Here is a 26,049-nt window from a genome sequence, read left to right on the forward strand (position 1 = left end):
GAGCGGGGCGGGCTCTAGCCGTCATCGGCGCCTCCCAGTTCGGTGGTGTCGTCGGCGTCGATCGCGCGATCGAGCAGTTCGAGCGCGCGGGCGGCGTCCAGGATGCCGGCGCCATTGCCGGCGGCGAGATCGGGGCGGTGCGGCTGGGCGCTGGCGATCAGGAGCTTCTTGATCGTCTCCGGGTCGACCGCGGCGGCGCGCTCCTGGGCGCGGGCGACGAGCAAAGCGGCGGCGCCGGCGACGAAGGGCGCGGCGAAGCTGGTGCCGGTGGCGCGCTGATAGCCGTCGAGGTCGGCGGTGCGGATGTTCACGCCGGGGGCGCAGAGCGCGACATGGTCGCCGCTGGTCGAGAAGCCGGCCATGCGGCGATCGGCATCGACGGCACCGACCGCGACGACCTGGGGGAAGGCGGCGGGCCAGTAGACGCGCCTGTCGCCGCTGTTGCCCGAGGCGGCGACCAGGGTGCAGCCGCGCTCGGTGGCATAGGCGACGGCTTCGCTGTGCGGCTTGGGCATGCCGGGCTCGATCGCCTCGTCATCGGTGCCGAAGCTGCAGTTGATGACGTGCGCGCCGAGCTGGGCGGCCATGACCAGCCCCATGTCGAGGTCGCTGATCGCGCCGATGCCGACGGGCTTGTGGTCGGGCGGCTGGGCGGCGCCGAGCGAGCGGATCGGCAGCAGGCGGCAGGCGCCGGCGAGGCCGGGCGGGATGCCGGCGCCGCTGCCGCCGATGATCGCGGCGCAGGCGGTGCCGTGGCCGACATAGCGGTCGGTCGGGTCGGTATCGGCGCCGCGATTGTCGCCGAGCAGCCGGATGCCGGTCGCGAGCTGGCCTTCGCTGAGCTGGACGGTGTCGTAGCCGCGCCGCAGCCGGTCGCCGGTATCGAGCGCCTGGCTGGAGAATTCGGGGTGGCGCAGGTTGATGCCGCTGTCGACCACCGCGACGATCACCCCGCCATCGCCGGCGCAATAGGACAGCGCGCGGCGGGCATTGACCATGTCGCGCGGGTCCCAGCCCGCATTGTCGTCATCCTCGTCGCGGCGGGGATGCCGGTCCGGGCCGTCCAGCCCGATCGTGCAGAGATAGTTGGGCATGGCGGACTCGACGATGTCGAGCTGCATCAGCGACACGGCGAGCGAGCCGATATGGGTGTCGGGCTCGACGTCGAAGCGCAGCACCCGGGCGATGCCGCTGATCTCCTCGGCCTCGCTATACCCCCGGTTGCGCGCGCCGATCGTGTGGAGCGCCTGAGCGGCGGCGTGGAGGCGCGAGACGCGGACGGCGCCGCCAAAGGACTTCACCACCCGGTCGAGGATCTGGTGCTGCGTGGTCTCCGCCGGCGTCGCGGCCTTGCGGCGGATATCGAGCGCGGCGGGGATGCCGGCGGGCACCTCGCCGAGCTTCAAGCGGACGAGCAGGCTGCCCGGCGCGGCATAGGCGCCGGCGCGGTGCGCCCAGGGCTGGACGAGGCGGCCGAGCCGGGCGGTCATGGCTGGGCTCCGTCGAAGCCGTTGACCGGCGTCGCGGGCAAGGGCCGGCGCGGCTGCTGGTCGAACCACAATTCGGTCGGCGCACGGGGATCGTGCGTCAGGCTCATCTGCCCGGCGAGCTGGTCGTGATCGGGCGCCAGCACGAGCTCATTGTCATGCGCCTGGACGACATTGACCGGCCGGCCGGCGATCATCACCTGGGGCGGCATCCCGCCGCGCAGCAGGTTGCGGCCCTTGACCCGCAGCCGCTGGCGCAGCTCGTCGGTCTGGTCGCCCTCATCGGTGCCGTCGCGGCTGACATCGTCGACCATCGGGCGCGAGGCGCGGGCGAGGACCTGCTCGAGCTTGTCGGGCGCCAGCCGGGTGATCCGGCCGACCGAGCCCGAAATGCCGCGCCGCTCCATCTCGTTGAGCTTCTCGACGGTGCGCACGCCGATCCCCTCGAGCCGGCGGCGCTCGGCGGGATCGAACTCGTCGCCCAGCGCGGAGAGCGGCACCTCGTTCTTGTCGTCGATCGACATGGGAACCGCATTCTCCTCGATCATCGGCTTGGTGATCGCGGTGAAGACGAGGTGGAGGACGGTGGGGTCCTTGTCGCTCGGTCCGGCCGGACGGATGCGCAACTCGCCCTGGTTGAGCTCGAGATGCGCCTTCAAATCCATCGAGATGTCCCGGATCGCGAAGGTGAGCGGCAGCCGGTCGTTCTGCGCCTTCAGCGTCATGCGCGCCTGGGCCGTATCGAGCTGCGACTGCACCGCCTGGATGAAGTCCTCGAGCGCCACCGCTTCGCCGGTATCGCCGTTCATTGCACCTCCTCCACCGGCAGCGTGCCGATGTTGAGCGAGAGGCGGCCGACCGGCCGGTCGAACCAGGTGCGGGTGCGCGTGCGCGGGACATCGGCGCGGACCATCGGCCCGGTGGGACCGGCCTCGACCGTCGCCTCGATCGGCAGGTCGAACGCGACGCTGGTCGCGCGCAGCCCCGCCGCCGGCAGCGCGGTGACGCCGTCGAGCAATTCGCCGATCAGGTCCTCGAGCGGGCGGCGGGCGGCGTCGGTCATGCAGCACCTCCGGGCGGAACCGGCAGCGGCGCGGGCGAGGCGGGTGCCGCCGGCGATGCAGGTGCGGCGACGGCGGGGACCGGGGCGGGCAGGGCGGCGGGGGCCGGCGCCCGTGCCGGCATCTGGGCCGGGCGCGCGGCGCGTTCGAGCAACGTGCGCCGGGCATCGTCGACGAACCGGTCGAGCGGCAGCGTCTCGCTGGCGAAGTTGATCTTCACTTCGCCGAACAGCTCGGCATTGAGCTGGCTGTCGGTCTGGGCGTTGACCCCGACGGTCGACACCTTGGTGACCGGCGCCTGATAGGAGGTGCTGCCTCGCGTCGACCAGCTGCCCGAGGGCGTGGCGTTGCCGGGATCGTCGCTCACCGCATAATCGACCGCGGTCTTGTCGGACGCCGCGGCGCGGAAGCGCAGCCGGGCGGTGATCGAGCCGTCCTTCACGACGATCCGGTTCATGCCCATCATCACCAGCGTCGCCAGCGTCTGCATCCGGTCTCCGGCGAGCCGGTCGCGCGCGGCGGGAACGAGCTGCTCCTCGATCAGCTCGGAGGTCAGCTCCTGCCCGCCAAGACCATAGTCGGAGAGCCAGGTCGGCGAGTTGCTCTCCCCGGAATCGCCGCCAGCGCTGCCACTGCCCCCGCGCGGCACCAGCGTGCCTTCGCTCTCGCCGCGCGCCAGCCCGATATCGCCGGGATATTGCGCCATCAGCCAGTCGCGCGCCTGGTTGGCGGTGACATTCTCGTCGCGGAACTGGGAGAGCGGCTTGGAGATCGCGGCGACCAGATCGGCATAGCTGTCCATCTGGCGGATCGACGAATCGACCATCGCATCCCAGGTTCCATGAATCAGCGAAGCCACAAAATCGGGAAAGTTCAGTTCATCCGAAAGTGCGCCGGCACGCCGGCCGATCGTCTCGGTGGCGGGCGGCGCCTTGCCGCCCGACGCACCCGAACCGGCACCCGGCGCGGTCAGCTCGTCCTGCTGGGCAGGCTGTTGCTGCGCGCCCTCACTGCCCCAGAAAGAGCCCGCCATCGCGTGCGATGGCACGGCATGGCTCGCCTGGCGCGAGGTGGCCGCCGGGGGCGGCGGAAGGTAGCGATCACCCGACATCGATCACGCCAGAGCGAGCGGGCGGGGTGCGTTGGTCGGGTTGCCGCCCCCGGGCCGCGAATGCTGCACCCAGCGGCTCTCGATATCGTGAGTGCCGTCGGCGTAGAGCGTGATGCGGGAGTTGGCGACCTGATCGTCGGCGATCACTTCGTCGAACGTATAGGTGATGTTGATGTGGAGCGCCGGCACCTGCGCCGCCCCGGGCGCGCTGGCATGCGAGCTGCGCGCATAGAGGCGGGCATCGTCCTCGATCGTTGCGTTGACGGTGAGGCCCCAGCCGGCGGCGTCATCATGGCCGATATCGTCGATATAGATATGGCCGAGCGAGGTGCCGTTATACTGCCAGCGGATCCGCAGCCAGCAATAGATGTCGTCCATCCCGAAGGTGCCGCCGACCACCGGCCAGTCGCGCAGTTCTATCGCGCCATCGAGGAAGGCGGCGGAGCGGGACGGTGCGCGGTCGTTCGGATGCTTGATCCCGCCCCAGCTCGCCAGGTTGGTGTGAATGTCGCCGCTGTTCTGGGCGATGATCTGCACTGCCGTGCCGGCGATCGTGGCGGCGGCGCCGATGTCCAGCGCGCGGCTGCGGGCGACCGGTGGCTCGGGCAGGGTGCGCGGCGCGGCCATGGCGAAGCCGGCCGGCGCGGTGGTGGTCCGGTTGATCTGGCGGCCGGCGGGCACGCCGGCGCTGAAGATCTGGACGTTCGCCGGATTGCCCGTCGCCGCCATCTCGTACTCGGTCTGGAAATCCTCGTAGCGCAGGATGTAGCGGCTGCCATGATCGTGCGTCGCGGTGTGGCGGCCGGGATTGCCCGGCGTGCCGACCGGCCGGTCCCAGGGATCGGCGACGCGGACATAATATTGGCCGCCGCTCGAATACATGCCGACGACGAGCACCGCATGGCCCGAGCGATCGGCCGAGCTGGCCATCTTGCCGACATAGAGCGGGCCGTGGTTCTCGATCAGCTGGGCGAAGCCGTCGGTCGAATAGCATTGCGGAGCATGGGCGGTGAGGCCGAGCTGGACCGCGGTGGCGGCGTGATCGACCCAGGGCAGGATATTCTCGATGTTCCTGCCGCAGCGCGCGCCGATCGATTCCGGGGTGATGCTCTGCTGGTTGCGCCAGCCTAGCATCATCGCGATCGTCGTCGCCCAGCAGCCATTGTCGGTGGGCTGCGCGACCAGCTGGACATTGTCCCAATTGATCGACCAGTCGGGTGCCGACATCGCGCTGCTGGTACGCGGCGCGGCCATCGCATAGCCGGCCGGCGGCGTGGTGCCGCTGTTGATCTGGCGGCCCGCGGGCACGCCGGCGCTCAGGATCTGGACGTTCACCGGATTGCTGCCCGATGCGGCCATCTCATATTCGGCCTGGAACGCTTCGTAGCGCATGATGTAGCGGCTGCCGTGATCGTGGCTGTCCGGATAGGCGCCGGGCTTGCCCGGGGTGCCGACCGGGCGATCCCAGGGATCGGCGATGCGGACGAAATACTGGCCACCGCTCGAATACATGCCGACGACGAGCACGGCATGGCCCGACAGGCCGCTCGCGGTGGCCATCTTGCTGACATAGAGCGGGCCGTGGTTCTGGATCAGCTGAGCGAAGCCGTCGGTCGAATAGCATTGCGGCGGATGGGCGGTTAGGCCGAGCCGAGCCGCGGTGGAGGCATGATCGTCCCAGGGCAGGCCCTGCTCGATATCATGGCCGGCGCGCTGCGCGATCGATTGCGGGGTGATGCTGCGCTCGTCGCGCCAGCCGAGCATCATCGCGATGGTCGTTGCCCAGCAGCCATTGTCGGTCGGCTGGGCGACCAGCTGGACGCCGTCCCAGTTGATCGACCAGTCGGGCGCGGACATTGCGCTGCTGGTGCGCGGCGCCGCCATCGCGAAGCCGGCCGGCGCGCTGGTGCCGGTGTTGGGCTGGCGGCCGGCGGGGATGCCGGCATAGATGATCTGGACATAGGCGGGGGTGCCGTCCGCCGCCATTTCATATTCCTGGGCGAAATCCTCGTAGCGCAGGATGTAGCGGCTGCCGCGATCATGGGTGCTGGCATAGGCGCCGGGCGCGCCCGGCGTGCCGACCGAGCGATCCCAGGGATCGACGACGCGGACATAATATTGGCCGCCATCCTCATACATGCCGACGACGAGCACGGCATGGCCCGACAGGTTGGTCGAGCTGGCCATCTTGCCGACATAGAGCGGGCCGTGGCGCTCGATCAGGCTGAAGAAGCCCTCGGGCGTGTAGCATTGCGGCTGCAGCGTCCCCAGGCCGAGCGCGGCGGCGACGGTGGCGCGCTGGTCCCAGGGCAGGCCCTGGTTGATGTCGCGTCCGCAGCGCTGGGCAATGCCGGCCGGTTCATAGCATTGCTGGTCCTTCCAGCCGATCAGCATCGCCAGCGTGGTTGCCCAGCAGCCATTGTCGGTCGGCTGGGCGATCCAGTCGACGCCGTCCCAGTTGATGCTGCGGCTTGCCGCCTGGGCGCGGGCATAGGCCATTGGCGCCGGCCGCGCGCTGCCCTCGAGCTTCTCGAACAGCGGGGTGAGCGTGGTCTCGGCCAGGCCGAGGTCGAGCGCTTCGCCGATGCGGGTGGCGAACTGGCCGCCGATGCGGGTGGCGCGATCGCGCGCGCCGGTGCCGGGCAGGCTGGGCGGCACATAGGCGGCCGCTTCCTGGCCGAACTGCAGCGCGAAGCCCGCGCCGATCGACACGGCGCCGCCCAGCCCCTGATCGGCGCCGTCGAGCCACAGCTCGGCGCCGACCACCAGCTCCTCGCCGGCATTGATCGCGGCGACCTTGCGCAGGCTGGCGAAGCCGTCGATCCCGAGCCTGTTATAGCCGAGCTTGAACTTCGCCTGGAGCGCGAGCTTGAGATGCTCGATGAAGTCGCTGATGCCCTGGGCATCGAAGCTCGAATCGGCGGTACCGAACAGGGCGGCCTGGCCGTCGGGCGCGAAGACCGCGCCGATACCGGCGCCGAACACCGGCGTATCGAGCGCCGGGCCGACCGAGATGGTCACGCCGCTGCGCGCGGCGAGCTGGGGCAGGGCGGCGAGGAAGGCGTTGAGCGGGTTGATCAGCCCGGTGATCCCGAACCCGGCCTGCCAGGCGGCGACGAAGGTGCTGCTCGCCGCGCCGAAGCGATAGAGGCTCGGCGGATTGACGTCGCTGCCCGCTGCCGCCGCGGCGCCGCGGACCTTTTCCATCAGCCAGGCGAGTGCGTCGTTCGCGCTCAGGCCCGAGCTCATGTTGAGCGCGACCTGGCCGCGCGATCCGGCCGACATCGGGCCTGAGCGGGCAAGGCCGGCGGCCTTTGCGGGGATATCGGGCATCGGGCCGAAGCCGTCGTCATAGGTACCGCCGCCGCCCGGCGCGGGGGGCGTGGTGACCGGGGCGGGGGCCGCGGGGGTGGCCGGCCGGCTGCCGGGAGTCGGCACGTCGCCGGCCCATTCGAGCACCGGCGCGGTGCGCGATGCGGTATAGCTGCGGCGCAGGCTGCGGCCGGTGAAGCTGTTGAGCGCGACATAGGGGCTGCCCTCGCGCGGCAGGGCGTCGACGCTCAGCCCGCCCACGCCGGTCGCCAGCCCGAAATAGAGCTTCTGCGCGCCGATGAAGCGGGCGAGCACTTCGGGCGGCACGACGAACACGCCGTCGCCGCGCGGCACGCTGAGGCGGCCCTGCTCGTCACTGCAGTAGAAATTGGCGGCGGTGCGGCGCGGCTTGTTCGCTCCGTCGAACAGGGTGACGTCGGTCGCCAGCACCACCTGTGCCTCGACATTGGGCTGGTCGACGCGGACGGCGAACCCCAGCATCGGGAACCGATCGCTGACCTCCATGCGGTTGGGACGGATCTGAGCAGTCATGGATCACCTGTCGTTGCTGGAAGGGGAGTTGCGGCCGGCATCGTCGCTGCCGGGGGCGGAATCGGGTCGGGTGCGGGCGGCGCGCAGCGCGCGGGCGCGCTCCTCGAAATCGCCGAGCGAGGAGAGGACGATGTCGAAGGGGGAGCTGTCCTGGCCGATCTGGGCGATCGGGCCGTTCTCGCGCTCATGCTCATGCACCGAGCGCGAGAGCAGCTCGGAGAGCATCTTGGCGTAGGACGGGGTGAGCACCAGGCGGGTGTGGATGCCGATCGTGCCGACGCCCTCATGGCCGCTGGGATAATATTGGCCGAGGTCGATGAGGAATTCGAAGGGGTTCTGGCCGAGCTCGAAATAGTTGACGTAGCTGGCGGGCGCGCGGCTGGCGTCGCGCATCGCCATGTCGGTCTCCACATCTGCCAAGCTGCCCTGACTCATCCGGCACGCCTCCTGCCGGACAGAGGAGCAAGCGCTGTGCCAGCTTGTGAAAAGCTTGCAAATCAGCAGGTTGGGTGATCGGGCTACGGGATAGTACGTAACATTGCGGCGGCACGGGCGTATCGGTGTTACGCGCGGTTGTTACAGGGTGGGGCCGCCTTCCGGGCCCTCGGGGCCGCCGCGGGTCATCTCGTACTTGGTCATCTTGCGATAGAGCGTCATGCGCGACCAGCTGAGCGAGCGGGCGGCCTCGGCGCGGTTCCAGTCGGTGCGGTCGAGCGCGGCGCGGATGAGGGCGCGCTCGTCCTTGCCCGAACAGTCGAAGCTGCGCTGCAGCCGGACGAAGGCGTCGGGGATATGGTCGAGCCGGATCGCGCCGCGCGGCGGATCGATGAAGATCGCCTCGACGAAGTTGCGCACCTCGCGGATGTTGCCCGGCCAGTCATAGTGGAGCAGCACGTCGAGCAGCTCGTCGTCGGGCGCGGAGACCTGGCAGCCGCAGCGGCGATTGAAGCCCTCGATGAAGTGGCGGATGTAGAGGGCGATGTCCTCGGCGCGCTCGGACAGGTCGGGCAGGGTGAGGCGGGCGACGTTGAGGCGGTAATAGAGGTCGGGGCGGAAGCTGCCCTCCTCCACCTGCTGCTCGACGTCGCGGTTGGTTGCCGCGATCACGCGCAGGTCGACCTTGACCGGCTTCTCGCGCCCGATCGGCTGGACTTCCTTCTCCTCGAGCAGCCGCAGCAGCTTGACCTGGCTGAACGGCGAGAGCTCGCCGACCTCGTCGAGGAACAGGGTGCCGCCGGCGCCGGCGATCACTGCCTTGCCGGTCTGGCTGCGCACAGCGCCGGTGAAGCTGCCCCGCTCGAAGCCGAACAGCTCCGCTTCGAACAGATTGTCGGGCACCGCGCCGCAATTGATCGCCACGAAGGGGCCGTCGTGGCGTTCGCTGAGCGCGTGGATGGTGCGGGCGCAATGCTCCTTGCCGGTGCCGGTGGAGCCGGTGATCAGCGTGGGCGCATCGCTGCGCGCGATCTTGGGCACAAGGGTGCGCAGCCGCACCATCGCGTCACTGTCGCCCAGAAGCCTGGTCTCGAGATCGTCCACCCGCTCACCCGACAGCATCCCGCGCCCGCTCCGGAGGATCCGGAGCAGTTGCGTCACGTGAACACGAAAAAGCGCGTGATGCGCCTGTTTCGGAAATCGTCATGTACTTGTGAGGCGGCCGCGATCGAATGGCGGCCATGATATCTAAGGCGACTCGACGGGCCTGTGGATAACTTTAACAGACCGGACAGTCGACTCCATTTAATGGTGGACGTTTCGTCTACTTTTAGACTGTGCGGGAATTGGCGAGTCGAAACCGCTCGACTCGAATAGACACCACCGATCCGGACCTGATTTGGATCAATCTCCGTCCGCGCCATGCCGGACAGGCAAATGGCGGAGAGCCGGATGGGCTCCCCGCCATGCGGGTTTCGATGCGTACGAACTCAGTTCGCGGTGAAGGTCGGTGCGCCGGCCGCGCTGTACTTCACCGTGACATAGCTGTTGTCGCACACGTTGATGCCGGTCCACACGCCGCTGCTGCTGTCGGCGAAGTTGAGCTTCACGTCGTATTTGCAGCCGGCACCCTTGTCGAAATGCACGGTCATCCGCGCACCCGGCTTCACCGTGGCGTCTTCCTTCTTGAAATCGGGATCGACCTTGTTGGGCTGCCAGGTGGTGGTGCCGGTCGGCGCGATCTCGACCGTCTTGATCGCCTTGCCGCTATTGTTGATCAGCACGAAATCCCAATCGTCCGCCATTGCCGGCGCGGCGATCGAGAGCGCGGCGATTGCCGCAAGACTCAGTTTCAGCATGACATGCCCCTCCTGCTTTTCCGGCAAAATGCGCCTGTCCGAAGCGCTCCGCAAGGAGATTTCAGAGAGGGCGGACCAGCCGGATCGCCTCGGCGATCCAGGGCGGATCGGCGACCACCTGCTGGCGCGCGCCGGCGCCGAACGGGAGGAGATGCAGCCGCTCGCCCTCGCGCCCGATCAGCCGCGCGAACAGGAAGCGGCCGGCGGGCCGCGGCACCAGCACATCGCGGTTGAGCGCGCCGCCAAACCCCTCCGGCGCGAGCGTGCGGCACCAGATCTCGTCACCGGTACGATAGTCGCCAACCCCGGCGGTCACCACCACCGCGACCATCCCGGGCTCGGCATGCGGCGGCACGATCGTGGCGGTCCTGCGCGGTGCCTGGGCGCCCCCGGCCTCCAGCAGCGCGGCCACGGGAATCTCCGGACGCTCGGGCAGCTTGACCAGATCGGCGGCATCGACGCCCAGCGCGGCGGCAATGCGATTGAGCCAGCCGACCGAGACGGTGCGGGTGCCCATCTCGAGCCGACCCACGGTCTGCGCCGTGGTCGGCGGCACGCAGCGCGCCGCGACTTCCTCCAGCGTGAGCCCCTTTGCCCGGCGCACTTCGCGGATGGCGGTAATCATCGCAGCCTCCAGATAACCAAATCGGTTTCTGCCTTTCCTACAATCGATCCTGCATGGCAAGAGAAACGAATCGCAACAAAAGGAGATCATCATGCGGGAACTGGTGGAGCGCGTGGTCGAGGATACTGCGGGGCTGAAGCGTCGTGTCACCGTCAACCTGGCGGAGTCGCCGCTCGCCTGGCTGGCGTCGCGCGGCCATGTCAGCACACGGCAGCTCGAGGCGGGGGAGCGGCTGCGGAGCGATTACGAGATGGCGGCACTGGGCCCGCGCGTGACGATGCGCTGGGATCCGGCGCCGGTGGGCCGTACCCCGGGTGGCGTCGCCGAGCGGCTGGATCCGACGCTGGCGCAGATCTCGGCGCGGCGTCGTTTCGATGGCGCAGTGGAGGCAGCGGGGCCAGGGCTGGCCGACATCCTGTGGCGCGTCGTCTGCGCCGGCGAAGGTATCGGTCCGGCGGAGAAGGCGCTGGGCTGGCCGAGCCGCGCGGGCAAGCTGGTGCTCTGCTTCGCGCTCGACCGCGTCGCCGATTTCTACGGGCTCAAATAGCGGGTTCGGGCTCGGCGGCGCCCTTGCCGACGAACCGGCCATAGGCCCAGCCGATCCCGATCAGCGCCAGGCCCAGGCCGAGGAAGGAGAGGATGCGCAGCACCCCGTCGAGCGCGGCGGCATCGACCAGGAAAACCTTGAAGGTGGTGGCGGTGAGCAAGGCGAGGCCGAAGATGCGCAGGTCGCGGCTGCCGCCGGCAATGCCGCGCCACAGCCAGAACAGCGCCAGCGCCAGCATCGCCGCGCTGTAGCCGCCATTCTCGGCCGTGCCGATCGCGCCGGTGAGCAGGGTGCCATGCGCCGCCTGGCGCACTGCGGCGAGCAGGGCGAGGAGCGCGAGCAGCGCCGCGCCCGGTCGCCAGCGTGCCGGCAAGGTCCATAGCCAGAAGCTCGCCAGCCCGAGATGCAGCACGGCGGCATTGAGGAGCGGCAGCGGGCCGACGGATTGCGGCTCGAACAAGGGGCTCAGCAGGAACAGGTCGAACCAGGCGATGCGGAACAGGCCGAGTGCGAGCAGCGCATGGCCGATCGCCGGGGCCTTGCCTTGGCGGAGCAGCCACCAGCCGGCGGCGAGGCTCGCCTGGCTCAGCACCGCGCGCTCGACAAAGCCCCAGGCGAGGAAGCGCGGCAGCGTCGCGATGGCGAGAGGCTGCTTGGCGACTGCATAGAGGAGGAGCACGCCCAGCGCGATTGCCGCGATCGACACGGTGCGGCGGAGGCGGCCGAAGAGGGCGGGATCGAACAGCAGGGCGATGGCCAGCGCGACGGGCAAGGCGAGCTCGCGCAGAAGCTCGGCCAGCGACGGCAGCAGCGGATAGGTTAGCCGTTCGCCGGAAAGCGAAGCGAGGACCAGCTCGCTGAGCGCACCGAGCGGCAGCGCGGCGGCGACCAGTGCCGCGGCAAGCGGATAGGCGGGCAGCGCATTGAGGCGGGGTGCACGGATCTTGCGCGCCCACCAGGCCAGTGCGGCGGCGACCAGGGTGAGCGGTAGCGACAACCAGTCGCCTGGGACGAACTGGCCCAGCCCGAGCCCGGCCAGGAATGCCGCCACAGCGGTGGCCGCGACCAGCATCGGATTGCCGGTCTCCGATCGGGTCCGCCAGGCGAGGCTGAACGTCGCGATTGCGGCGAGCAGCTCGACAATGCCCCAGGCCTCGGCGGGAAGCAGCACGGGTGCGCGCAGATGGGCGAGAAGGAGCGGTCCGGCGGTACCGAGCAGCGCGATCGCCGCCCAGATCGGATGGCGGCGCGCGAGGATATGGCCTGGAAACGCGAAGAGCGCGGTAGCCAGGATTGCCGCGATGGGGGTGAAGCCGCGGTCGGGCAGCCCGATCGCCAGCATCTCCAGCACGAGCAGCAGGGCAAGGGCGGCGAGCGCGCCGGGCAGATAGACGGCGTCCCGCCAGGCGAGGATCAGCGCCGCGCCGGCCAGGACGAGGTAGAAGCTCCAGGCCAGCCAGCCGAAATCGAGCGCCGGGGCGAGGATCGCGAGCTGCAGGCAGCCGGCCACGAGCGGCGCGAGGCGGAGCCAGCGATTGCCGGCACCGGTGGCCGGTAGCGCGGCGCTCGCGCCGATGGCGAGCAGCATGGTGAAGCCGCCGACCGCGGAGAGATCGTCGCTGCGGGTCACCAGCATCGCGATCAGGAAGTTGATCCAGGCAAAGCCCGCAACGCAGGCGGCAAGCGCCAGCCAGGCCCAGCCGCGATGGATGGCGAGGCCGAACAGCGCGGCGGTGAACAGTCCAAGATAGACGAGCAGCGGCCCGATCCCCGCGGCGTCGAAGCCGGCGACCATCGGGGCCGCGAAGCCGCCGACCAGCGCCATCACCGCGGTTGGCGGGCCATGGCGCAGGGCCAGCGCGAGCGCGCCTCCGGTGACCAGCAGGACCAGCAGGAAGGCAGTGAGCGGTGTGATCAGGTGGTAGAGCGCGGCCGCCATGTAGAGCGTGCCGTAGAGGCTGGCGATGCCGGCCCCGGCCAGCGCCTGGGCAACGCGCGGATCGTCCGCGGTGGCGGGCAGCCGCCGGGTCGCTTCGCTGCCCGCGATCAAGGCGAGGCCGAACAGGGCGGCGAGCAACGTCCGTGTCGAGGGGCCGAGCAAGCCGCTCTCGATCGAGTAGCGGACCAGGAAGAAGCCCGCGAGCACCAGTGCCGCGCCGCCGATCCAGATCGGCAGCTTGCCACCGATCAGCGTCTCCAGGCTGAACTGCGGGAGGGGGCGGGATTCGGAAGCGGGCCGCTGAGGCTCGGGCCCGGATCTGGCGGCACGCTCCGGCGCCGGCTCGGCGACCATGACCGGCGCTTCGGCCGTTCGATGACGTGCCGCCGCGGGCGAGGCCGGGCGGACGGGCGGCTCGCCCGCGCCTTCCTCGAGCGCAACGATCCGCGATTCGACACGGCGCAGTTCTTGTTCCAGAAAGGCCATGCGCCGCAGCACGATATAAAAGGCCGCAGCCGCGCCCAGCGCGAGGAGAAGGGTGAGACCAATCACTCACCCGATCCTTGCACAGTGGAGCGCACCTGTCGCGCACAACCCGGTTGCCCCGTGCAACCGATCGGATAGGCCTTTTGCCAAAAGCCTGGGAGAGGTTGGCATGATCGTGTTTGGTTCGACGCTTTCGCCCTATGTGCGCAAGGTCATGGTGTTCGGTGCTGAGAAGGGCCTGGAACTCGAGTTGCAGCCCGCCGGAATGGGGCGCGGGAGCCCGGAATTCATGGCCGCCAGCCCGTTCGGCAAGATGCCGGGCTTCAAGGACGGCGATTTCCTGATCTCGGACAGTTCGGCGATCGTCGCCTATCTCGATGCCAAATATCCCGAGCCCAGCCTGATCCCCGCCGAGCCGCGGGCCCGCGCCCGCACGATCTGGTTCGACGAACTCGCCGACACGATCATGATGGCGGCCGGGAGCGCGATCTTCGGCCAGCGCTTCGTACGCCCGCGCGTGCTCAAGATGGAATGCGACCATGAGGCGGCCGACGCCGCCGAGCGCGACCTGATGCCGCCGATCCTGGCCTATCTGGAGGGCGCGATCCCCGCGAGCGGGTTCCTGGTCGACGATCGGCTGACGCTGGCGGACATCGCCGTGGCCAGCCCGCTGGCGACGCTGGGCTGTATCGGCGTGACGGTCGATTCGGCACGCTATCCGCGGCTCGCCGCCTGGGTTGCCTCGATGCATGCCCGGCCGAGCTTCGCGGCGATCATTACGCGCGACCGCGCCATGGTCGACGCAATGGGCGGGCCCGTGCCGCGCGAGGCGGTTGCCGGCTAGGGTTGGACCTAGCCAGCGTCGCGCGGCGCGCCTATCTGGGCGCCATGCGGTTCGCCTTCATCAAATGCCATGGCTCGGGGAACGACTTTCCCCTGATCGACGCACGCGCGCTCACCCTGTCCGACGCGGACTGGGCGGGCGTGGCGCGTGCGCTCGCCGATCGTGCCGGGCCGGTGGGCGGCGACGGGCTGCTGCTGCTCACCGCGGGCGACGATGCCGGGCATGATTTCGGCATGCGCATGTTCAATTCGGACGGATCGGAGGCGGAGACCTGCCTCAACGGGCTGCGCTGCACCGCGCGGCTGGGCTTCGAGCTGCTCGGGCTCGACCATGCCCGGGTGCGGCTGAAGACGAGCAGCGCGGAGGTCGCGCGCGCCGAGCCGCTGGCGCCCGGCGTGGTGACGATCCGCGAGACCGCCGGGCCGGCGTCGACGCGCACCGCCGATGTCGGGCTGCGGGTGGCGGCGGCGGAGATCATCGACGCGCCGATCCCCGGGCTGCCGAGCGCGCGCGCCTTCACCGCGATCGCGATGCCCAACCCGCATCTGGTCACATTTGTTGAATCGGTTGATGAAGCCGAGCTGGTCGCGCTCGGCGACTGGTGCGAGGCGGGGCCCGAACTGATCCCGGCCCGCGCGAATGTCTCCTTCGTCGAAGTGCGCGGGCAGGACCTGTTCGTGCGCACCTATGAGCGCGGCGTCGGGCTGACCGACAGCTGCGGCAGCGCGATGGCGTCTTCGGTCTATGCCGCGGGCCGCACCGGGCGGGTGCCGTTCGGCACCGTGATGAAGGTGTTCAACAAGGGCGGGCTGGTGATGGGATCGTCCGATGCGGACGGCATGGTCACCATCCGCGGCAACGCGACCTTCCTCTACGACGCGACGATCACCGTCGATCCGGCGGCGGGCATTGCGGAGACGCCGCTGGTCCATGCCCGGCGCGAGGACGAAGCCGCTGCCTGGGCCGCGGCGATCCCGGCCTAGGCTTCGACGAACCCCGCCAGGTTGGCGAGCGAGGATTTCAGTCCCTGGACATGATCCTGCTTGCCGATCCCCTGCGGAACATCCTCGCAGGTGATCGCGACGCGGGTGCCGCCGTCGGCAGGCTCCAGCGTCCAGGTCATGCGCATGGTGCCGGCAAAGGCCGGGTCTTCCGAATCGAACACCGCCGCCTGGACGATGCTCCGGCCCGGGTTCAGCGCGGTGAAGCGCACCTCGACGACATCGGCATTTTCGGAGGTCTTGCCCGGTGCGTCCTGTTCGGGATCGTCATAGGACAGCGCCATGCGATAGCCGCCGCCCGGCCGCGCATCGAATGCCAGCATCTCGCCGGTCATCCCTTCGGGCGGGAGCCAGCGCACCAGCTCCGCGGGATCGATGAAGGCGCGCCAGATCCGGCTGGCCGGCGCCTTGATCAGCCGGGAAGCGCGATCGGTGCGCGAGACCGTCCTCACCCGAACTCCACGGCCTCGAAGCGCACCGGCCGGCCGATCGCCCGGTTGGCGAGCTCGGCTTCCCACATCACCCGGTGGCCGCGCACGATCGTGCCGATCGGCTTGCCGGTCAGCTGCTTGCCGGTGAAGGGGGACCAGCCGCAGCGCGAGGCGAGCCAGCTTTCCTCGATCGTCCAGCGTGCCTTGAGGTCGACCACGGTGAAATCGGCGTCATAGCCGACCGCGATGCGGCCCTTGCCGGCGATGCCGAAGATGCGCTGCGGACCGGCGCTGGTCAGGTCGATCACCCGCTGCAGCGTAGTGCGGCCCTCGGCGACATGGTTGAGCATCAGCGGCAGCAGCGTCTGCACGCCGGGCATGCCGCTGGGGCTGTCGGGATAGGGCTTGGCCTTTTCCTCGCGGGTGTGCGGCGCGTGATCCGAGCCCAGCACATCGGGCACGCCCTGGTTGAGCCAGTGCCACAGCCCGTCGCGGTGCGCCGCCGAGCGGATCGGCGGGTTCATCTGCGCGAAGGTGCCGATCGTGGGATAGGCTTCCTCGCCCGCCAGCGTCAGGTGCTGCGGGGTGACTTCGCAGGTGGCGATGTCCTTGTGCTGGCCCAGCAGCTCCAGCTCGGCCGGAGTCGTCACGTGGAGGACGTGGATCCGCCGCCGCGCCGCGCGGGCAAGGCCGAGGATGCGGCGGGTGGCGAGCATCGCGCTCTCGTCGTCGCGCCACACCGGATGGCTGGAAGGATCGCCGGGGACGCGCTCGCCGAGGCGATCCTGCATGCGGAACTCGTCCTCGGCATGGATCGCGACGCGGCGATGGCCCGAGGCGAGCACGCGCGCGAGATTGGCGTCGTCCGACACGAGCAGGTCGCCGGTCGAGGCGCCCATGAAGATCTTCACGCCTGCCGTGCCGGGCAGGCGCTCGAGCTCGGCGAGATGCTCGGCATTGTTGTTGGTCGCGCCGACATAGAAGGCGTGGTCGCACCACATGCGATCCTTCGCCCGGGCGAGCTTGTCCTGCACCGCCTCGGCCGAATCGGTGTTGGGCTTGGTGTTCGGCATCTCGAACACTGCGGTCACGCCGCCGAGCACTGCCGCGCGCGCGCCGCTTTCCAGGTCTTCCTTGGCCTCGAGGCCCGGTTCGCGGAAATGGACCTGGCTGTCGATCACGCCGGGCAGCACGTCGAGGCCGGTACAGTCGATCGTCTCGCCGGCTTCCAGCACGCCGCCGATCGCGACGATGCGGCCGTCCTTCACACCCACATCGGTTTCGGCAGGACCACCGGGCAGGTGCACGCGACCGCCCTTGAGCTTCAGATCGACAATCATATTCCGCGCCTCTTCCGTCGCCCCCGGCCACCCCCTACCTGTTCGGCATGACCGATACCAGCACCAGACTAGCCGACCGCGCCCTGATCCGCATTTCGGGTGAGGATGTTCGTGGATTCCTCCAGGGGCTGGTGACGCAGGACATGGCGGGCGTCACGCCGGAGACACCGCAATGGGCAGCCTTGCTGACGCCGCAGGGCAAGGCGCTGTTCGATTTCATCCTCTGGGCGGACAGAGATTCGATCCTGGTCGATTGCGAAGCGACGCAGCGCGAGGCGCTGGTACGCCGGTTGAGCATCTACCGGCTGCGCCGCCCGATAACGATCGAGCCGGTGGAGGGTGGGGTGCATTGGTCGCCGAAGGCCGGGCAAGGCGTCCCCGATCCGCGCCTCGCGGCGCTTGGTTATCGCTGGCTGGGCTCGGTGGAGGGTGATGAAGCTAGTGGTTGGCGGGAGCATCGCCTGCGCCTCGGTGTCACCGAAGGGGTCGAGGAACTGGGCCAGGACAAGACGCTCTGGCTCGAATGCAATGCCGGCGAGCTCGGCGGCGTCAGCTTCACCAAGGGCTGTTATGTCGGCCAGGAGAACACTGCGCGCATGCATTATCGCGCCAAGGTCAATCGCCGGCTTGTGGTCACGCCGCTGGGCGAGCCGGGCGACCGGACGCGTATCGCCTATCCGGATCTTGGCCTGATGGTGGAATTGCGCCGGGTGGAGTCGCTTGGCGATGCGCTGATGCCGCAGTGGCTGGCGGCAGCGCTGCAGGCGGACGCGAGCTAGATTCCCAGCCAGGACAGCCCACCGGGGAGAGCCGTTGCGGCGTAGTCGACCTGCAGCACGCGGCGGCGTTTCGGTCGCGTGGCGGCATTCGAGGCATGGAGAATCGGCGTCGCATACGCCCAGATATCGCCCGGTTCAGCCACGCAGGCATGGATGCCATGGGCTGCCACCATGCGCTCGATGTCGCTCTCCGCAACCAGGGTTCGATGCGATCCGGGCGCGACCAGCAAGGGAGCATTGTCGAGCGGTACCGGATCCAGGTGGACGCGCAGCGTCAGCATTCCGGCAAGCAATGCGAATGGTGGCGCGACATGGTGCATGCCGTGCTTGATCGTCCACGGGCCGAAGCCGGGGACATCGCAGCGTGCGGTGACGGCGATGGTGCGGTCCTGATGCCAGCCCAGGGCCCAGTTGGTGCGGTCATTCTTGTCGAACAGGATAGCGCGAACAGGCTGGGTATCCGGGCCGAGCCATCTCGCGGCGATTCGCCCGATTGTGCCTTGCGCTTCAAGCAGGTCTGGCAGGTCCGTGATCTCGCGAAGGCGTAGCCCGGGGCGATCGACGGGCAGGCCGGCGAGCGCGGCTTCGATTCTGTCTCGTGCCGCCAGCGCCGCACCGCGCAAATGCTCGGCGCCATCGCGCTCCAGGGAAAGGGGCATCGCCGAATCGATCATCTGGATCGAGCTAGTGCGCCTCATGCCCGGGGCGCAACCGCCCAAAGAAAAAGGGAGGCCGGTTTCCCGACCTCCCCAATTCTGTCAGTCCCTTGGGACCGGTCTGGCTTAGTAGCCCGAACCCGGACCGTAGGTGACTTCCACGCGACGGTTCTGCAGCTCGCGAACGCCGTCGGCGGTCTCGACGCGCGGCTTGCTCTCACCGAATGCTTCGGTCGAGATCGCACCGGCACCGATGCCACGAGCGGTCAGGTAAGCCTTCACCGAATCAGCGCGACGCTGCGACAGGCCAACGTTGTAGCTGGCCGAGCCCGAGCGGTCGGCGTGGCCGGCCAGCATGACCTGCGCGTTACCGCAGTTCTGGTAGTTGCTGATGGCGTTGTCGAGGATGCTCGCGGCTTCCGGCGTGATGTCCGACTTATCCCAGTCGAAGAACACGATGTACGGTCCCGGGGTGCAGACGACGGTCGGCGTCGGGGTCGGTTCCGGAGTCGGGGTCCAGGTCGGCGTCGGAGTGGGCTCCGGCGTCGGCGTCGGGGTCGGCTCGGGAGCCGGCGCACCGAAGTTGAAGGTCAGACCGCCGAGGATCGAGTGCGAACGGAACCGACCGTTGAGGGTGCGGCCCGAAGCATCCACCAGCGCGGTGGTCGAGCTGTTGAAGAAGCGATACTTCAGCGACACGTCGATCGAGTCCGACAGCGGAGCGCGAATGCCGGCGAGAGCCTGCCACGCGAACACGGTGTCCGAATCGTTCAGCGAGTCCTGATAGCTGTTCAGAGCGAGCTTGCTCTTGACGCGCGCGACACCGACACCAGCGCCGACGAAGCCCTGAACGCCATCATCGTCACCGAAGTCGAGCAGGCCGTTCACCATGAAGCTCAGGGCCGAAGTGCGGCCACCGGCATAGGCGTAGTTGCCCGGAGCGGCGTTGACGGCAGCGCCGGCAGCGGTGCGGACCGGCATCGTCACGGTGCTGACGATACGATTGACCGAAGCCTCGCGATAGCCAACTTCGGCTTCCGCACGGAACGGACCGAAGTCGTAACCGACGGTTGCGTCAGCGTCCCAGCCAGCCTTGTGGTGCGCAGTCACGACATCCTTGGCAGCGCCGATGTCGAACTTGATGTCTTCGACGAGCATAGCGCCGCCTTCGACACCCACATACCACGCATCGTCGCGGGCGAGGGCGGGCGTGCTCAGCGCGGTGGTCGCAAGTGCCAGAATTACGGCAAGCTTCCGCATCTTAATCCCCTTTCATGATTGTCACTACGGACAGCGAAAAACTCAGTACCGAAACGAAAGTTTCTGCGCAAGCGCACAAATCCGGGGACTGTTGCAGGAACGTCACAGTCAGCCGGAATGGATCAGGCCATGCGCACGCAATGCAACGATCACCGCAGAAATTGCGGCCCGCGCTGGCGCATCAACCACCGTCCCGCCTTCTGGTTCCGCAATTTCCGGCATTTGCGCGCCGACCACCTGTTGCCCTTCGACGACAAGCCGACCATGCGCTTCGCCTTGGTGCCATTCGCCGTTGCGGAATAGGGCATATCCGGCACCGTGGCCAAGCCATAGGCGCATGCCTTCGCGCGGAGTTGCGAAGCGCCAGCCGCCCTCCGTCCAGCCGGCGACGTCACCGCCATGACCTGACCAGGCCCCCATCGGCGCGGTACCCACGATCCAGCACTGGCCGGGAGCGGGGGTTTCCGGAGCGATGTTCAGGTCCATTGCCTCGGCCGTCGCCTGGACCAGCAGGTCGAGCCGGACAAGCGCTTCATTGTGATGGATTTCCTTCTGCGCCTGCCCGGCGTCGAGCAGCGGCAGGGCGAGTCGGCTGGTGATCTCGGTCATGCGGGTTCTCCTTGATCGGGCAGGGTCAGCGTTGCGGGCGGGGAGGCGCCGGCGGTGCCGAGCTGACGCACCTCGATTCTCGCGCCTCCGGCGATGGCGGCGGCCCCCAGCGTCATTTCGGGTGCCCGCGTCTCCACGGCCCATCCGATGCCGTCGTTCGGAATCAGGGTTACGCGGTAGCGCTCGCCGCCGGGCTCCGGAGCCAGGTCGCGCCCGTCCTCCCACTCCCAGTCCGAACGGCTGCGGCGTACCCAGGTCAGGCGTGCTGCACCGTCCGTTAGCCTGTGGGCGACTAGATGAACGGGAGGGAGCGGCAGCCAAGAGATGCCGTTGATGACAGCGGAAGCCTGTGCGGCTTCGCCGATGTCTCCCGCACCCTCGGCCAGCAGCCGCACCTCGGTGCCGATTGCGCCGCGTGGCAGGTCGGCCGTGGCGACCGTTCGGCTGTCGAGCAGCACTAAGCGGTCGCCCTCGACCTGGCTCCCGATCGCATTTTCGGTGCCACGCCGGCCGCGCCACAGGCCGGAAAGGCGCCATTGTCGTGCATCGAGCCGCTCGGCGCGCCTGAACTGGATCAGTTCGTCGCCCAGCATCGCGAGATTCGCTCCCGCGTCGAGCGCCATGTCGTCCGCATGGTCGAGCAGTATTGCGGGATTGGCGAGTTCGACGACGACATGGTTTCGCCGGTCCTCGATCTGCGGCGCTGCGCGTCCGGGCGGCGTGAGGATCCGGCCGAGCACGGCGATGCCCTGCGTGCCGCCGATTTCCTGCCACGCCGTGCCGCCGTCGATGCTGAGCAGCACCGCCGCCCGGCGCCATCCCTCGGCCTCGCCGGCGGCGGCGATCGCTATTCTCGGGGTTGTTGCGGGGACGTCGTCGATCGGCGGGAGCTCGAAGGCGTGCAGGATCGTACGTCCGATGGCCACGTCCTCGGCGCCAAGCGCACGGCCTCCGCTGCCTGGCAGGGGGGCGACTTCGGGGGCCAGGGCCACGCAGTCCAGGGACACCGACATTCCCTCGAACTTCCAGCCATCGACACGCCAGATGCCCGGCGTGCCCGCGATGCGCACCCGGCTGCCGGGCGGGATGGCAAGTGCTTCCCAGCCCAGATGCACCGTGCGGCGAGTGCGTTCGGTGTCCGTGCGGAGCAGCGCGGCCTCGGCCAGCGTCCGCGCGGTCCCGGCATCTATCGCGGCGGGCAGCTCGATTCGCATGTCCCGGCTGGCCGGCCCGGTACCGCCGGCGCGCTGCACGCCGATCTGCCAGTCGCGGGCCGGGTCGTAATGGCTGAGGCTCAGCGTGCGCGGCACCCGGGTCGCCGATGCGACGCTGCGATTCCCGCGACCATGCCCGCCGACGCCGCTGTCCTCGATCGTGATCGCCTCGCCGGTGCCGCAGTGCAGCACCGGTCCCTCGCCGAACCAGCCGCCCGCGGCCTGGCCCAGCAGTTCGACTACGCCGGCCAGGCTCGCGCCCTGTGCCGCGAAGCCTGCCAGCGCCACGCTCGGATCGGTTCGGTTCAGCGCGCCCAGCGCCACGGCGATGTCGCCGGCCGGCACCGGGGCGGCATCGGCCTCCACTTCGAAGCTGAGCGAGCCGGGTGAACTGGTCGGCCGGCATCGCGCTGCCGTCGCCCGGATCATGGACCAGCGCGCCCGAAGGCCGCGCCGCATTGTCGAGCAGCGCCTTGTTCCAGCGCGCCGCTTCATTGTGGATCGCGACGGCGCCCGAAGCCGCGCCCAGGCAGCCTAGGCCATAATGATCGTCGATCGGCGAGAAATTGCGCAGGTGGATCACCGCCGGCCGCCCGCCGCCATCCTCGGCCGCCAGCCGCGCCACCCGCTCGCCCACCTTGTAGCGATAGGCGACCGGCCAGCCCCGCGCATCGGGTTCCACGCTCACCCGCTCGGGGCGCAACGCATAGAGCTCGCGCACCGCGCCGCCGTCATCGGCCAGCACCTGGACATAGCCATTGCCGTGCAGCAGCAGCTGCGCCGCCAGCGTCTCGATCAGCGGCTGGCCGCCGCTGCGCGCGGTCACCAGCGCGAGCAGCGCCGGATCGCTGGCCTTCAGGGCCGCGCTGCCCGCGCCTTCGGCCACCAGCTTCACCGCCCGCTGCGCCACCGGATTGTGGCAATAGGCGTCGCGCACCTGCGCCTCGTAGCTGCGCGGCCATTCGCCCATGCTGCCGGCGAAGCTGCCCGCGCGCGACAAAGCCGGCCGCGCGCCTTCGCGCACGGACTTTCGCCCGAACCATTTCATGCGTTGCTCCTGAAACTCGCTGCAAATTCTCGCGATGTGCCCCGGGCGGCAAACTGATCCCCGGCGAAAGCCGGGGCCCAGGGTTTCCTGGCCGTATCGCTCGTGACCCTGGGCCCCGGCTTTCGCCGGGGAACGACAAGGTGGCGTAGGCTGCGCCCATTCCTCTCCCGGAGGAGGAACAGCTATGTTCTCAACCCCCGCATCTGCCACCCGCCGCCAGCTCGCCGGCAGTCAGCTTCCCGTCGCGGTCGCAATCCCGCGTCCAGTATCCCGCCGCCAGCCCGGCGCGCGCCGCCTCGATCGTCGGCCCGCTCCCCGGCATCGCGGCCGAGACCATCGCGGCAACCTCCGCCCGGTCCAGCCCGCCATCGCGGTCCGCATCGAAGCGCGCCACCAGCGCCGCGCTTCCCACATCCAGCGCGGCCCGCCCGATCGCGCACCCGCACAGCATCAGCATTCCGGCAAGTGCACCTGCCCGCCGGGCCCGGATCGGTCCCGTCATTTGTTTTCTCCCACTTGAAACTCCCCTCCCTTCCAGGGAGGGGGAACTCACAAAACCCGGATCGCCGCCTTGCCCCTGCGCCCGAGCATCAGCTCGTGCAGCGCCCAGACCAGCGCGTCCGCGCGGTCCGGCGATCGGCCGGGGCCTTCATAGCCGCCGCCCATCACCAGCCCGCACAATTCGTCCTCCAGCGCCGGGAAGGCGCCGGCATGCAGCACCTTGCCGCCTTCATAGAGCAGGCTCACCGGCTCGGCGCGTGCCGCCTTGCCCTGGCTGGCATGCACCAGGGTCACCGGCAGGTTGCTGTCGGCGCCGAGCAGCACGGCCTTCACCATCGCGCCGCCCTGGTTCTTCTCCGCCACCACCCGGTCGGCATCGTGCCGTGCGGCACAGGCCGCCACCGCATGCGCCCAGCGCTCGGGCGACACCCCGTGCACGCTGGCATCCTCGAGCACATAGGCCTTGCCGTCGCGCCCCAGCGCCGCCGCCACGATCCCGCAGCTGTCGCCGCCGATCCCCGCCGGCGGGTCGACGCCGATGATCCGGCGCGCCAGCTCGGGCAGTTCGCCCGCCCGGCAGGCATCGAGCAGGTCGCGCGTCCACAGCGCGCCTTCCACCTGGTCGAGCATCTCGCCGTCCAGCTCCTGCCGGCCGAGCCTGCTGCCCGCATATTGCGCGGTCATCGCCTCGACGAAGCTCGCCGGCAGCCAGGGATTGTCGCGGGTCTTGCCCAGGGTCTCGTGCACGCCGGGCAGTGCCATCACCATCCGCATCAGCTTGCCCGGGCGCGGGGTGGTGGTCACCACGGTCTGCGGCATCTCCCCCACCCGCAGCGTCATCGCCAGATTGTCCCAGGCCGCCTGGCCGCCGCGCCCCCATTTGGCGAGCTCGTCGCACCAGGCGAAATGATGTTCGGGCCCGCGCAGCCCGTCCGGCGCCGCCGCCGAATAGACCTGGGCCTGTGCGCCATTGGGGAAGCGCAGCGTGCCGGTGGTCCGGTGCCACACCAGTTCCTCGTCCACCCGGGCGGCGGCAAGCAGCCCGCCTTCGCCTTCCACCATCACCCGCTGCACATCGGCTTCATTGGCGCCGACCAGTGCGATACGCGCCTCGGGATGCGCGCGTGCGCGAGCGAGCACCCATTCGGCGCCCGCGCGCGTCTTGCCGAAGCCGCGTCCGGCGCGGATCAGCCAGATCCGCCAGTCGCCTTCGGGCTCGGCCTGCCCACGATGCGCCCATTGCCACCAGCGCTCGCCATATTCGCGCTTCTGCGGCGTGCTCAGCGCGCGGATCGCGTCGGCCCGCTTGTCGGGCGGATAGGTGAGCAGCCGCTCGAAGGCGTCATTGGCCATCCTGCTTCTCCGCCTGTTCCGCGGCTTCGCGGGCCCGGGCGCGATCGATCGCGTCGAGCTTCCGCATGATCGCCGCATCGGTATCCTCGGGCCGTGCCCGCTTGAGCCGCGGGCCACCCTTCCATTTGCCCTGCAGGCTGTTGCGGTGCAGGCCGAGCAGGCGGATCGCCTCCTGCACATCGATCTCGCGCCCGTCCGCGCAAGCGATCGTCCTGCCGCCGCCGGCCAGGATATGGCCGAGCAGCTCGGTCTCCAGCATGTCATAGCCAAGCGCCAGCGCCTTGCGCCATTCCTCGGCGAATTCCTCGTCCTTGCGCCGCAAATGATAGACGCTCGGCGGCGTCACCCCGGCGACATCGGCCGAGGCGCGGACATTGGCGGTGCCCGCCAGGTGATCGAGGAATGCTTCGCGCTTGGTCTTGGACCAGCGCACCCAGTGCCGTCGCTTCTTCTCCACGGCGCTTCTCCCGAAAAAGAAAAGGGCCGGATGGCGTTGCCGCCCCGGCCCGACTCGCAATTCTTCAGCGTTCCTGATTTGTGCCAGATCAGCGTGACGATGTCAAGAGAAAAGTGCCTATATGGTTCGTTGGGGCGTGCGATTTCCGGTTCGTGGGAGGGGAAGGGGAGGATTCAAAGGTGCGGTTGGCCCACCAGTTCCCCGGCGAAAGCCGGGGCCCAGGGCTTCTCTGCCGGATCGCTCGTGACCCTGGCCCCGGCTTTCGCCGGGGAACCGAAGGAGCTGAATCTTGAGACGCAGCCTCAGAAGGGCAGCCAGCGCGCCTTTTCGCTGAACTTCATATAGCCGGCGTTGACGCCCAGCCGCCAGCCGACGCCCAGGCGCACCGGGATCAGCACCACGTCGCCGCGGCGCATATAGGAGGCGGAGAGGCCGCCGACGAAATAGGCGCGGCCCTCGCCCTGGGGGAAGCGCTTGTAGAGGTCCTGGGTGTCGTAGAGGTTGTAGACCAGCACGAACACCTTGTTGGCGTCGCCGCCCAGGTCGAAGCCGATCGACGGGCCGGTCCAATAGACTTTCCGCTGGCCCTCGACCTTGTGGAACAGCATGCCCGAACCATATCGCAGGCCGACGCCGATCGCGCCCGAGGCTTCGCTGCCGGCGATATAGCCGTTGGGCTGGCCCTGGTCCTTGAGGATGTCCTCGATCAGCTTGGCCAGGCCCGATGCGCCCTTGCCGAACACGCCCTCGGCGGCGCCGACGAGCTCGTCCTGCTGGTAGGTGGTGGCCTGGTCGCGCGAGGTGCCGCCCTGCTGGGCGGAGGGGGCGGGCTGCTGCTGGCCGGCCGGGCCCTGCTGCTGGGGATAGGGATCCTGCGGCGGCGGGGCGGGGACGTCCTGCTGCTGCGCCGGCCGGTTGTACGGGTCCTGCGCGGGTGGGGGCGTGTTTATGTCCGAATCGATCGCGGTGTTGGGATCGATCGTGGTCATCTGCTGCTGGGCGGCGGCGGGCATGGCCGTCATCGCGAATGCGGCCGTCGCAGCCATCAACACCAGTGCACGAACGTTCATCGCGGAATTACCCCAGCTCATCAGATTGGCCCTTTTGTAGGGGGCGGGGCTGTCGCGGCAATGAACGAGCGG

The 26,049-nt window shown here is 69.3% G+C and carries 24 protein-coding genes and 1 pseudogene; 4 read left to right on the forward strand and 21 right to left on the reverse strand.

The features are described 5' to 3' along the window. Positions 1-14: 14 nt before the first annotated feature. The 9 genes from HNP52_RS06195 to HNP52_RS06235 form a co-directional block, all read right to left on the reverse strand. A complete protein-coding gene (locus HNP52_RS06195) occupies positions 15-1,490 on the reverse strand; it encodes a S8 family serine peptidase (RefSeq protein ID WP_184163923.1) in 1,476 nt (491 codons plus the stop codon). Next, on the reverse strand, positions 1,487-2,296 hold the full coding sequence (locus HNP52_RS06200) for a hypothetical protein (RefSeq protein WP_184163925.1): 810 nt from the start codon (positions 2,294-2,296) through the stop codon (positions 1,487-1,489). The genes HNP52_RS06195 and HNP52_RS06200 overlap by 4 nt, the downstream gene beginning before the upstream one ends. Beyond that, entirely contained in the window at positions 2,293-2,550 is a 258-nt protein-coding gene (locus tag HNP52_RS06205; protein WP_184163927.1) for a hypothetical protein, read from the reverse strand. The genes HNP52_RS06200 and HNP52_RS06205 overlap by 4 nt, the downstream gene beginning before the upstream one ends. Then, on the reverse strand, positions 2,547-3,581 hold the full coding sequence (locus HNP52_RS06210; RefSeq protein ID WP_184163930.1) for a hypothetical protein: 1,035 nt from the start codon (positions 3,579-3,581) through the stop codon (positions 2,547-2,549). The genes HNP52_RS06205 and HNP52_RS06210 overlap by 4 nt, the downstream gene beginning before the upstream one ends. A gap of 81 nt (positions 3,582-3,662) precedes the next feature. After that, positions 3,663-7,523: a papain-like cysteine protease family protein gene (locus HNP52_RS06215; protein ID WP_184163933.1), complete on the reverse strand. Its 3,861-nt coding sequence runs from the start codon at positions 7,521-7,523 to the stop codon at positions 3,663-3,665. A gap of 3 nt (positions 7,524-7,526) precedes the next feature. Continuing rightward, entirely contained in the window at positions 7,527-7,958 is a 432-nt protein-coding gene (locus HNP52_RS06220; RefSeq protein ID WP_184163936.1) for a DUF3467 domain-containing protein, read from the reverse strand. Between the two features lie 141 nt (positions 7,959-8,099). Further along, positions 8,100-9,119 carry a sigma-54-dependent Fis family transcriptional regulator gene (locus HNP52_RS06225; RefSeq protein ID WP_221416104.1) on the reverse strand — a complete coding sequence of 340 codons (1,020 nt, stop codon included), beginning with the start codon at positions 9,117-9,119 and terminating at the stop codon, positions 8,100-8,102. Positions 9,120-9,448: 329 nt separating this feature from the next. Then, positions 9,449-9,817, reverse strand: a complete 369-nt coding sequence (locus tag HNP52_RS06230; RefSeq protein ID WP_184163939.1) for a hypothetical protein — start codon at positions 9,815-9,817, stop codon at positions 9,449-9,451. A 61-nt stretch (positions 9,818-9,878) separates the two neighbouring features. Beyond that, positions 9,879-10,442 (reverse strand): helix-turn-helix domain-containing protein, encoded by a 564-nt coding sequence (locus tag HNP52_RS06235; RefSeq protein WP_184163942.1) that lies wholly within the window; start codon positions 10,440-10,442, stop codon positions 9,879-9,881. A gap of 91 nt (positions 10,443-10,533) precedes the next feature. Here HNP52_RS06235 and HNP52_RS06240 point away from each other — a divergent pair, with 91 nt between their 5' ends. Next, positions 10,534-10,989 carry a DUF6456 domain-containing protein gene (locus HNP52_RS06240; RefSeq protein ID WP_221416105.1) on the forward strand — a complete coding sequence of 152 codons (456 nt, stop codon included), beginning with the start codon at positions 10,534-10,536 and terminating at the stop codon, positions 10,987-10,989. Here the strand turns inward: HNP52_RS06240 and HNP52_RS06245 are convergent. Continuing rightward, a complete protein-coding gene (locus HNP52_RS06245; protein WP_311768410.1) occupies positions 10,982-13,480 on the reverse strand; it encodes a DUF2339 domain-containing protein in 2,499 nt (832 codons plus the stop codon). The two genes, HNP52_RS06240 and HNP52_RS06245, sit on opposite strands and share 8 nt — an antisense overlap. Before the next feature lie 103 nt (positions 13,481-13,583). Here HNP52_RS06245 and HNP52_RS06250 point away from each other — a divergent pair, with 103 nt between their 5' ends. Together HNP52_RS06250 and dapF are read left to right on the forward strand one after the other, a co-directional pair. Continuing rightward, positions 13,584-14,258: a glutathione S-transferase family protein gene (locus HNP52_RS06250; RefSeq protein ID WP_184163945.1), complete on the forward strand. Its 675-nt coding sequence runs from the start codon at positions 13,584-13,586 to the stop codon at positions 14,256-14,258. Positions 14,259-14,302: 44 nt separating this feature from the next. Beyond that, positions 14,303-15,241 carry a diaminopimelate epimerase gene (gene dapF / locus HNP52_RS06255; protein WP_184165113.1) on the forward strand — a complete coding sequence of 313 codons (939 nt, stop codon included), beginning with the start codon at positions 14,303-14,305 and terminating at the stop codon, positions 15,239-15,241. On the opposite strand, the gene HNP52_RS06260 is transcribed toward dapF, so the two are convergent. Together HNP52_RS06260 and HNP52_RS06265 are read right to left on the reverse strand one after the other, a co-directional pair. Beyond that, a complete protein-coding gene (locus tag HNP52_RS06260; protein WP_184163947.1) occupies positions 15,238-15,711 on the reverse strand; it encodes an SRPBCC family protein in 474 nt (157 codons plus the stop codon). The two genes, dapF and HNP52_RS06260, sit on opposite strands and share 4 nt — an antisense overlap. Further along, positions 15,708-17,030 carry a dihydroorotase gene (locus tag HNP52_RS06265; protein ID WP_184163950.1) on the reverse strand — a complete coding sequence of 441 codons (1,323 nt, stop codon included), beginning with the start codon at positions 17,028-17,030 and terminating at the stop codon, positions 15,708-15,710. The genes HNP52_RS06260 and HNP52_RS06265 overlap by 4 nt, the downstream gene beginning before the upstream one ends. 47 nt (positions 17,031-17,077) lie before the next feature. Between HNP52_RS06265 and HNP52_RS06270 the strand changes: the two genes are divergently transcribed. Beyond that, complete coding sequence (locus HNP52_RS06270; protein ID WP_184163953.1) at positions 17,078-17,809, forward strand: folate-binding protein YgfZ; 732 nt, start codon at positions 17,078-17,080, stop codon at positions 17,807-17,809. Here the strand turns inward: HNP52_RS06270 and HNP52_RS06275 are convergent. From HNP52_RS06275 to HNP52_RS06315, 9 genes and pseudogenes are all read right to left on the reverse strand, one after another. After that, positions 17,806-18,483: a phytanoyl-CoA dioxygenase family protein gene (locus tag HNP52_RS06275; protein ID WP_260395933.1), complete on the reverse strand. Its 678-nt coding sequence runs from the start codon at positions 18,481-18,483 to the stop codon at positions 17,806-17,808. The genes HNP52_RS06270 and HNP52_RS06275 overlap by 4 nt on opposite strands. A 108-nt stretch (positions 18,484-18,591) precedes the next feature. Further along, positions 18,592-19,725, reverse strand: coding sequence for an OmpA family protein (locus HNP52_RS06280; RefSeq protein WP_184163956.1), 1,134 nt, complete (start codon positions 19,723-19,725; stop codon positions 18,592-18,594). Positions 19,726-19,833: 108 nt separating this feature from the next. Then, positions 19,834-20,334 carry a DUF2793 domain-containing protein gene (locus tag HNP52_RS06285; RefSeq protein ID WP_184165119.1) on the reverse strand — a complete coding sequence of 167 codons (501 nt, stop codon included), beginning with the start codon at positions 20,332-20,334 and terminating at the stop codon, positions 19,834-19,836. After that, entirely contained in the window at positions 20,331-22,007 is a 1,677-nt protein-coding gene (locus HNP52_RS06290) for a phage tail protein (RefSeq protein ID WP_409372601.1), read from the reverse strand. The genes HNP52_RS06285 and HNP52_RS06290 overlap by 4 nt, the downstream gene beginning before the upstream one ends. Then, positions 21,907-22,596: pseudogene (locus HNP52_RS06295) on the reverse strand (phage portal protein); the annotation flags it as partial. The gene HNP52_RS06290 and the pseudogene HNP52_RS06295, both read right to left, overlap by 101 nt. 190 nt (positions 22,597-22,786) lie before the next feature. Beyond that, positions 22,787-23,098, reverse strand: coding sequence for a hypothetical protein (locus HNP52_RS06300; protein WP_184163962.1), 312 nt, complete (start codon positions 23,096-23,098; stop codon positions 22,787-22,789). 47 nt (positions 23,099-23,145) lie between these two features. Further along, complete coding sequence (locus tag HNP52_RS06305) at positions 23,146-24,450, reverse strand: DNA-packaging protein (RefSeq protein ID WP_184163964.1); 1,305 nt, start codon at positions 24,448-24,450, stop codon at positions 23,146-23,148. After that, the gene (locus HNP52_RS06310) at positions 24,440-24,907 is read right to left on the reverse strand and encodes a hypothetical protein (RefSeq protein ID WP_184163967.1); all 468 of its coding nucleotides are present in this window, start codon (positions 24,905-24,907) and stop codon (positions 24,440-24,442) included. Before HNP52_RS06310 ends, HNP52_RS06305 begins: the two co-directional genes overlap by 11 nt. A gap of 302 nt (positions 24,908-25,209) precedes the next feature. Then, a complete protein-coding gene (locus HNP52_RS06315) occupies positions 25,210-25,998 on the reverse strand; it encodes a DUF1134 domain-containing protein (RefSeq protein ID WP_409372602.1) in 789 nt (262 codons plus the stop codon). Positions 25,999-26,049: the final 51 nt, after the last annotated feature.

Source organism: Sphingomonas kyeonggiensis (genome assembly GCF_014204495.1).
Taxonomy (GTDB): Bacteria; Pseudomonadota; Alphaproteobacteria; order Sphingomonadales; family Sphingomonadaceae; genus Sphingomonas; species Sphingomonas kyeonggiensis_A.

What these genes read in the sequence shown, in the direction of transcription:
- HNP52_RS06195 (WP_184163923.1), bottom strand. Translation starts at nt 1,490, where the DNA reads ATGACCGCCCGGCTCGGCCGCCTCGTCCAGCCCTGGGCGCACCGCGCC.
- HNP52_RS06250 (WP_184163945.1), top strand. Translation starts at nt 13,584, where the DNA reads ATGATCGTGTTTGGTTCGACGCTTTCGCCCTATGTGCGCAAGGTCATG.
- HNP52_RS06275 (WP_260395933.1), bottom strand. Translation starts at nt 18,483, where the DNA reads ATGATCGATTCGGCGATGCCCCTTTCCCTGGAGCGCGATGGCGCCGAG.
- HNP52_RS06240 (WP_221416105.1), top strand. Translation starts at nt 10,534, where the DNA reads ATGCGGGAACTGGTGGAGCGCGTGGTCGAGGATACTGCGGGGCTGAAG.
- HNP52_RS06235 (WP_184163942.1), bottom strand. Translation starts at nt 10,442, where the DNA reads ATGATTACCGCCATCCGCGAAGTGCGCCGGGCAAAGGGGCTCACGCTG.
- HNP52_RS06285 (WP_184165119.1), bottom strand. Translation starts at nt 20,334, where the DNA reads ATGACCGAGATCACCAGCCGACTCGCCCTGCCGCTGCTCGACGCCGGG.
- dapF (WP_184165113.1), top strand. Translation starts at nt 14,303, where the DNA reads ATGCGGTTCGCCTTCATCAAATGCCATGGCTCGGGGAACGACTTTCCC.
- HNP52_RS06290 (WP_409372601.1), bottom strand. Translation starts at nt 22,007, where the DNA reads ATGCGGCGCGGCCTTCGGGCGCGCTGGTCCATGATCCGGGCGACGGCA.
- HNP52_RS06210 (WP_184163930.1), bottom strand. Translation starts at nt 3,581, where the DNA reads ATGGCGGGCTCTTTCTGGGGCAGTGAGGGCGCGCAGCAACAGCCTGCC.
- HNP52_RS06305 (WP_184163964.1), bottom strand. Translation starts at nt 24,450, where the DNA reads ATGGCCAATGACGCCTTCGAGCGGCTGCTCACCTATCCGCCCGACAAG.
- HNP52_RS06205 (WP_184163927.1), bottom strand. Translation starts at nt 2,550, where the DNA reads ATGACCGACGCCGCCCGCCGCCCGCTCGAGGACCTGATCGGCGAATTG.
- HNP52_RS06220 (WP_184163936.1), bottom strand. Translation starts at nt 7,958, where the DNA reads ATGAGTCAGGGCAGCTTGGCAGATGTGGAGACCGACATGGCGATGCGC.
- HNP52_RS06265 (WP_184163950.1), bottom strand. Translation starts at nt 17,030, where the DNA reads ATGATTGTCGATCTGAAGCTCAAGGGCGGTCGCGTGCACCTGCCCGGT.
- HNP52_RS06315 (WP_409372602.1), bottom strand. Translation starts at nt 25,998, where the DNA reads ATGAGCTGGGGTAATTCCGCGATGAACGTTCGTGCACTGGTGTTGATG.
- HNP52_RS06270 (WP_184163953.1), top strand. Translation starts at nt 17,078, where the DNA reads ATGACCGATACCAGCACCAGACTAGCCGACCGCGCCCTGATCCGCATT.
- HNP52_RS06300 (WP_184163962.1), bottom strand. Translation starts at nt 23,098, where the DNA reads ATGACGGGACCGATCCGGGCCCGGCGGGCAGGTGCACTTGCCGGAATG.
- HNP52_RS06280 (WP_184163956.1), bottom strand. Translation starts at nt 19,725, where the DNA reads ATGCGGAAGCTTGCCGTAATTCTGGCACTTGCGACCACCGCGCTGAGC.
- HNP52_RS06215 (WP_184163933.1), bottom strand. Translation starts at nt 7,523, where the DNA reads ATGACTGCTCAGATCCGTCCCAACCGCATGGAGGTCAGCGATCGGTTC.
- HNP52_RS06200 (WP_184163925.1), bottom strand. Translation starts at nt 2,296, where the DNA reads ATGAACGGCGATACCGGCGAAGCGGTGGCGCTCGAGGACTTCATCCAG.
- HNP52_RS06230 (WP_184163939.1), bottom strand. Translation starts at nt 9,817, where the DNA reads ATGCTGAAACTGAGTCTTGCGGCAATCGCCGCGCTCTCGATCGCCGCG.